Annotated in this window: 5 protein-coding genes; 1 reads left to right on the top strand and 4 read right to left on the bottom strand. The window is 51.6% G+C overall.

What is annotated here, in order from left to right; all coding sequences use genetic code 11:
• Positions 1-82: 82 nt before the first annotated feature.
• Both BIS10_RS19080 and BIS10_RS16655 read right to left on the bottom strand, forming a co-directional pair.
• On the bottom strand, positions 83-523 hold the full coding sequence (locus BIS10_RS19080; RefSeq protein ID WP_392567193.1) for an MAE_28990/MAE_18760 family HEPN-like nuclease: 441 nt from the start codon (positions 521-523) through the stop codon (positions 83-85).
• Complete coding sequence (locus BIS10_RS16655; RefSeq protein ID WP_253506916.1) at positions 510-1616, bottom strand: DUF262 domain-containing protein; 1107 nt, start codon at positions 1614-1616, stop codon at positions 510-512. The genes BIS10_RS19080 and BIS10_RS16655 overlap by 14 nt, the downstream gene beginning before the upstream one ends.
• Before the next feature lie 649 nt (positions 1617-2265).
• On the opposite strand from BIS10_RS16655, the gene BIS10_RS16660 reads away from it, so the two are divergent.
• Positions 2266-2853 (top strand): NAD(P)H-dependent oxidoreductase, encoded by a 588-nt coding sequence (locus tag BIS10_RS16660; protein WP_253506919.1) that lies wholly within the window; start codon positions 2266-2268, stop codon positions 2851-2853.
• Positions 2854-2940: 87 nt separating this feature from the next.
• Here the strand turns inward: BIS10_RS16660 and BIS10_RS16665 are convergent, their stop codons facing one another.
• Together BIS10_RS16665 and BIS10_RS16670 are read right to left on the bottom strand one after the other, a co-directional pair.
• Positions 2941-4284, bottom strand: a complete 1344-nt coding sequence (locus tag BIS10_RS16665) for an HlyD family type I secretion periplasmic adaptor subunit (RefSeq protein ID WP_253506922.1) — start codon at positions 4282-4284, stop codon at positions 2941-2943.
• 9 nt (positions 4285-4293) lie between these two features.
• Complete coding sequence (locus BIS10_RS16670; protein WP_253506925.1) at positions 4294-6207, bottom strand: calcium-binding protein; 1914 nt, start codon at positions 6205-6207, stop codon at positions 4294-4296.
• Between the last annotated feature and the right edge of the window lie 113 nt (positions 6208-6320).

Raw genomic sequence — 6320 nt, forward strand, 5'->3', positions numbered from 1 at the left:
CATGGCACTGTCTGGGTGAATGGCGATAATGGCTATATTGCCATGCAGGTCAGTGGGTTAGAAGTGCTTCCGGGGGCCGGTCTCACGGATTCAGGTCTTTCAGAACTTTTGAGGAAAGATTTGACTGAGTGTCGACCACATTTTTAGTTGGTATCTTTGCTCTTGTAGATTGGTTATCTAATATGTATCTCGTTACTTCATCAAATGCAGAGTACTTATTTGCTTCACTTGCTTTATCTATCCTACCCCTCACCAAAAGCGTAATAAAATTACTCCTAAGATCCGATATATTATGACGCTGGGAAGATACATACTCTAAAAAATATGTACCAGATTTTTTAACAAACCCTTCCCAATGCGCATATAGAAGTGCTATGCCAGATCGACAAAGTACCCTTTTTCGAATATCAGAAATTAAAGGTTCCTCAATTAGGTTTTTGAGCTCTGATATCTCACGTAACCTCCAGACATAGTCTTGGCCAATCCGATCCACAAGATCTTCTTTAGTTCTAATTGCTACCATTAAAAACCTCTCTACCAAAAGGCAAAATTCTTGGTAAACGGCGAGTGGCAGTAATTCCAGACCCTGACCAGTCTGTATAACGGTTGTCCGACCAAATACTTTCAGCCTTAGCTTTAACATCATGAACTGGATTTCCAGCTTTTATGTTGTAGCCAATTCCGTAAGCTATAACCTCATATTGAGACAACAAAAAGCCTCCAGTAAATTTCTGCTTTTCAATACTGTATCGCTTAAAAGACTCTTCAGCTAAAGAATTTTGAAGCAAGTCAAATGTTCGCTTAAACAAGCTTTCCCAGTCAGCTTGGTCAAAATCTGGGTCGATTGCAATAGACCTCATTCTCTCTGTAATAAATATACCCACGTCACCTAACTGGTCTAATTCAGAAGCATCGATGCAGGAAAAAATTATAAACCTCAAAGCTAATTCAAGATCGTATGATTCTTGGATTGGACGATCGCTTAAGGCAACACATTCTTGAAAAGCTGAATAAGACGCCAAAGATTGTAACCATGTATAAAACTCCTTGTTCAACATGACCAGAATACAGTTTCTTACTTCTTGTGGACTTAGATCTGATCCACCTGTGTTTAGCCTTTGAAATAAATCATATTTTGCAGTTTCATCACTCTCTTTGAGAATTATACTTACGTTAATTTTAGATCTTTTTATAATTAAACGAAGTTCTTGGCTAAAAGAGTTATCTGGATCTTCTGGATTATTCCAGAACTTACCCTCTAAGCTAGGCAGATATTTTGTTCCTGAAAGAGTAAGCGGACGTATATTGTTGGAATTTTCATCTTTAAGAACTCCCATAAATTGATAAATTGTGGATAGCCTTTGAAGGCCATCGACAACATCCCAAATCCCATCTTTGCGTTGGCTTACAAAAACAGGCGGAATTGGAATTCCCAGTAAAATCGACTCTATTAAGTTTGTCTTTTGCACGTCACTCCAACGAAAAAAGCGCTGAAATTCTGGGTGAATATCAATTTCTTTGCTTTCATATAGAGAAACCCATTCACTTAGTGACATGGCGTAACCGTCAGTTCTTATTTCCTTTCTTTTTTCGCTAACTTCATTTTCAAGTGACATGATCACTCCCACTATTAAATTTGAGTATAAATATGTTCATGATGATTAATATTTTATTAAAGCTCATTCATTTTAGCATTTCATTTAGTTTCTAAACGTTACGCATCAGTATATTTATCCTAACTTTCTGCTTCATAACTCCTTTCAAGCATCCTTTTCAGTTGAAAAAGTATTCATATTTCAGACACTGTCAGACTAACACGCATTGTGGGCTGATGAACTGAGAATATCCGGTCTCATCCTATGGCTGCTATGGGTCGAAAGCAGCCCTTCATCTACGGCTCAACAGCCCTCTTTGCAACTTAGCATCCAACCACCCTACCACCCTCAAACTCCGCTTAACTTCAAACTTACCAAACCAAGCTTACCCGTGTCATTAGAAAATAGTCACGTACCTAACGCTTTTTCTTAGCTTCATCTCCTTATGTTTAACGCGCAAAGCTCAGCGCCCCCTGTGCTGCTGGGGGATTTTTTGAACATGACGTGATTGGCCGCTTATTGGCACGTGGGTAGCCGATGCATGATAAAAACCATATTGCGATGCACAATAAGCGTTGCTAGGTTCAATATTAGTAAGCGCAAAGCTGGATGAATAATCGCCAAACCAAGGCCACCCCCTACTCCTCTGCTTGCAGCGAGAACCCGCCAAATGAGCCAGCGAATCCTGATCCTGCAGGGCCACCCCGATGCCAGTCAGGCGCACCTTTGCCACTCTTTCGCTGATCACTACAGCGAAGGCGCCCAGGCTAACGGCCATGAGGTACGGCTGATTAACATCGCCTCGTTGGAATTTCCGCTGCTGCGTAGCCAGCAGGAGTGGCAAACGTCCTCTCTGCCCGCTTCGCTAACAGCGGCGCAGGAATCCATCGGCTGGTGCCAGCACTTGGTACTGATCTTTCCGCTGTGGCTTGGCGACATGCCAGCTCTGGTCAAAGCGTTTTTGGAACAAGTGCTACGCCCAGGCTTCGCCTTCGAGTACGTGGAAGGCAACCCGCTGGGCAAAAAGGGGCTGACCGAACGCACGGCGCGGGTCGTGGTGACGATGGGCATGCCAGCGATGATCTATCGCCATCTCTATCGGGCGCACAGTGTTAAATCGCTAGAGCGCAATATCCTCGGCTTTGTTGGCTTCTCTCCAGTGCGTGAGACACTGATCGGCAGCATAGAGACAATGAGCGAGCAGAAACGCAACGCATGGTTTCGCAAGCTGCATAAGCTAGGGAAAGAAGCCAAATGAAGCCAGCAGTGGCCACCCGATAGGCTGCTGCGGCACATGCCGCAGCAATTCACCTTGTGTCCGAGGCCTAAGTCAGAAAGCGCTGCTTTACTCTTCTCGGAAGGCCCTGCTGAACTGGTCGGTAATCGGCTTAACAAAGTACGTCAGTGCAGTGCGCTCTTCGGTCGTGATAAAGACCTCGACGGGCATACCAGGCAGCAGCGTGGTAACGCCCAGCTTCTCAAGCTCTTCTGCAGAAACATCAACATCGCCCAGGTAGTAGATATCGCCAGTCACGTCATCGCGTGAGGTTGCTGGGGAAACATAGACGATCTCGCCTTTGAGCTCCGGCGTTGTTCTCTGGTTGAAGGCAGTGAAACGGAGCCTGACCGGCTGACCGACCCACACTTGGTCGATGGTTATCGGCGCCAGTTTCACCTCAACCTTCAGTTTGGCGTCTTCTGGAACGATGGTGACAAGCTCCTCAGCCGGTGTGATCACGCCTCCCACCGTGTGGATATTCAGCTCATTAACGGTGCCAGAAATCGGCGCGCGAATATCCGTTCGCGCCAGCCGATCCTCGATGGCGATGTGCCGGTCACGCAGCTCCGAAAACTCCGCCTCCACAGCACTTAATTCCCGCTGCGCCTCGGTACGGGCGTTCTCGTCAATCGCAATAATCTGGAGGCGAATTTCACTCATGCGGGTTCTCGCTCTGGCGATAGATGCATGGATCTCACCGCGCTCACCCGAAATGCGTGCCCTGTCACGCGCCATTGGAACAAGGAGTGTGCGTGCGATCATCCCTCTCTCAGCGAGGCCTCTGCTCGACTCGTATTCAGACGAGACGAGACGGAACTCCTCGTCTTTCGATTGCTGCTGAGCTTCCAGCCCTTTTATCTCCTCTTCGATCTGCGCGATGCTGAGCTCAAGCTGCTGCTGCTTACTTTGGCGATTTGCACGATTGCCTTCAAAGAGGCGTGTTTCACCGAGGAAGACATCCGGCGCCTCGTCTGCGTCTAAATCGGACGGGAACTCGATGGCTTCAAGCCCGTCCCGCTCTGCCATAAGGCGCGCTCTCCTGATCGCCAACTCCACGAGTTTAGAACGCACGATTGAAAGCTCCGCCTTCGTCTGTGTGTCTTGGAGTCGGATCAGCACCTCTCCAGCATTGACGAAATCCCCCTCTCTAATGCCTATCTCACTGACGATGCCGCCATCACGATGCTGTATCGACTTAAGGTTCTGATCTACCGTCACAGACCCTTGCGCGATGACAGCCCCACTTAGCTGAGCGCTCGCGGCCCAGCCACCGGCGCCCAATAGCAGAAACAGGGCAAGTGCCGTGCCCACAAAAACACGCGGGCCGAGCCGAAAAGCGTTTTCTGGATTCGGTAAGCGCTTGGCTTTTTCCTCTAAAAGAGGCGCGCCGGAAGGATCATATGTGCTCATTGTGTGCTCCTAAGATAGCCATTCGTGACCATCGTCACGCTCTATTGACCACGACAGCTTGTGCCTTCCGTGCAGCGTGACGGTCGACGCCCACAACTCATCGTCCTCGAAGTCGGTCTCGATCACGGTCCACTCGCTTCCATCGTCCCGGTCGTGCCGATAGCGTATGGGTGAATCGTCATCGTCGTTATCGCGGTAGATATGTTCGAAACGATCTTCCGGCTCGTCATCCGCCTTCCAGAAAATCTCGTATTCAGAGATGCGGATACGGTCGCCCACCCCAAAATCCATAATCACGTGCGAAACGGCTTTCGCTTGAACCCCACCGACGCTGGCGAACGCAAAGACGTCATCACCCGTGCCGCCAGTGAGCGTGACCGCTTCACTGCCGAGAATGAACTGGTCGGCTGCCCGGCCTCCCAGCACTTTCTCGAAACCGGTGATGGCGTCATGGCCAATTTCTACGCCGCTGGCGACGCCGTTCACAAGATCGACCACGAGACTTTCCGTCGCGTGGCTGTAGTCGAGGGTGTCCGAATTCTCGCCGCCGTCGTACACGTCATCTGCCGCATCAAGTGCCGCCACCACCCGATCGCTGCCCATGCCGCCTAACACCTTGTCGCGACCCGCACCATCGATAAGTACGTCGTCACCCTCGCCCCCTAGCAGCAAATCATCGCCGTCTCCACCGCTCAGGTGATCCTCACCGGCATTGCCGAAGATCACGTCATCGCCATCATCGCCGAATAGCCTGTCGTCGCCTGCGCCACCGAAAAGGTGGTCGTTCCCCGCGCCGCCAAAAATAATGTCATTGCCATCGCCGCCGAACACCACGTCATCACCGTCTCCCGCAACGATGTGGTCGTCGCCCGCTCCTCCATTAATGACGTCGTTGCCAGCCCGTCCATCAATGTTGTCATCGCCACCTGCGCCGTCGATATCATCGGCACACAGGCTGCCGAGAAGCATGTCGTCTGCCGCGCTTCCTGCGATAACGGGCGGCTCAACAACAGAAAAGTGGGCGACGGCATCGGTCATCAACTCGCCGTCGGTGATCTGATAAGTGACGGTCACTGGCCCCGGTTGCCCGCTTCCGCTCTGGAACACCCAACCGCCTTCCGTTTGCGTCAGCGTGCCGGAGGATACCGTCACATTTTGTACCGATAGGGCGTCGCCATCCGGGTCCTCTGCCTTGCTCAGCAGATCACTGAGAGCGATGACGAGTGCCGCGCAAGGCGCCACATCCAGCAGATAAACGGGGCCTGACACGCGCGGAGCACGGTTGCCGCCAGGTGGCGCCTCGGCATCGTCGTCCTCACCTTCGGGGTCGAGTGGGTCGCTATCCGTAGAACTGTCGTTATCCGTGGAGCCATCGCTATCGGTAGAACCATCGCCATCCGTGGGGTCATTGCCTTCGGCGGGTGGGTTGTCGTTCCGGGGTGAAGAAGAACGATTGCTGGCGGGATTAGCACTGTTGATAGACAGTGTGCCGGGGCTGCCGTCCACTCGATCCATCCTGTCAGCGACTGCATTGCCGCTTGCCGGTCTGACTGCAGGTGAGCCTTCGCTTTCGCTCTGATAGCGTAGGGGCGATGACCCTGGAGCATCGGCGACCGGCGGCACTGTGGAGCTGGGAGGTTCCGGATCGGGCACATCAGACGATGGTTGCTGGGAGGCGATATCGTCAACCATGTCCTCTTGGCTTTCCGCCTCCGCGGCACCGGCGGCTGGCTCTTCCGGTTGCGATTGGGGTTCACTCTCCCGGCCCCAGGAGAAGATCGAGCCTAGGTAAGCAGCGATCCCCATGAGTAAGCCGACGATCACGCGAGGCGTCCCAGAAACCTCGTCGCCACTCTTCAGAACGTAGCGCTGCGAGGCGTCAGCTTCGGGTAAGGCGTTCTTGGTGCCTTTGACGTTAATCATGATCCGACCGATGCCTCCTTCGTCGGCGGCTTAGCAGAATGCACTGCTCGCACGTTAGATTTGCCGATGACTTCGTCCTTCGGTCCGAAGGCAGCCAACCGGCCGTTCTGAAT

Origin of the sequence: Halomonas sp. 707B3, from assembly GCF_024158645.1 — a bacterium.
Taxonomy (GTDB): Bacteria; Pseudomonadota; Gammaproteobacteria; order Pseudomonadales; family Halomonadaceae; genus Vreelandella; species Vreelandella lionensis.

Excerpts from the sequence above, each read along its gene's own strand:
- BIS10_RS19080 (WP_392567193.1), bottom strand. The coding sequence starts at position 523 with ATGGTAGCAATTAGAACTAAAGAAGATCTTGTGGATCGGATTGGCCAA.
- BIS10_RS16655 (WP_253506916.1), bottom strand. The coding sequence starts at position 1,616 with ATGTCACTTGAAAATGAAGTTAGCGAAAAAAGAAAGGAAATAAGAACT.
- BIS10_RS16660 (WP_253506919.1), top strand. The coding sequence starts at position 2,266 with ATGAGCCAGCGAATCCTGATCCTGCAGGGCCACCCCGATGCCAGTCAG.
- BIS10_RS16665 (WP_253506922.1), bottom strand. The coding sequence starts at position 4,284 with ATGAGCACATATGATCCTTCCGGCGCGCCTCTTTTAGAGGAAAAAGCC.
- BIS10_RS16670 (WP_253506925.1), bottom strand. The coding sequence starts at position 6,207 with ATGATTAACGTCAAAGGCACCAAGAACGCCTTACCCGAAGCTGACGCC.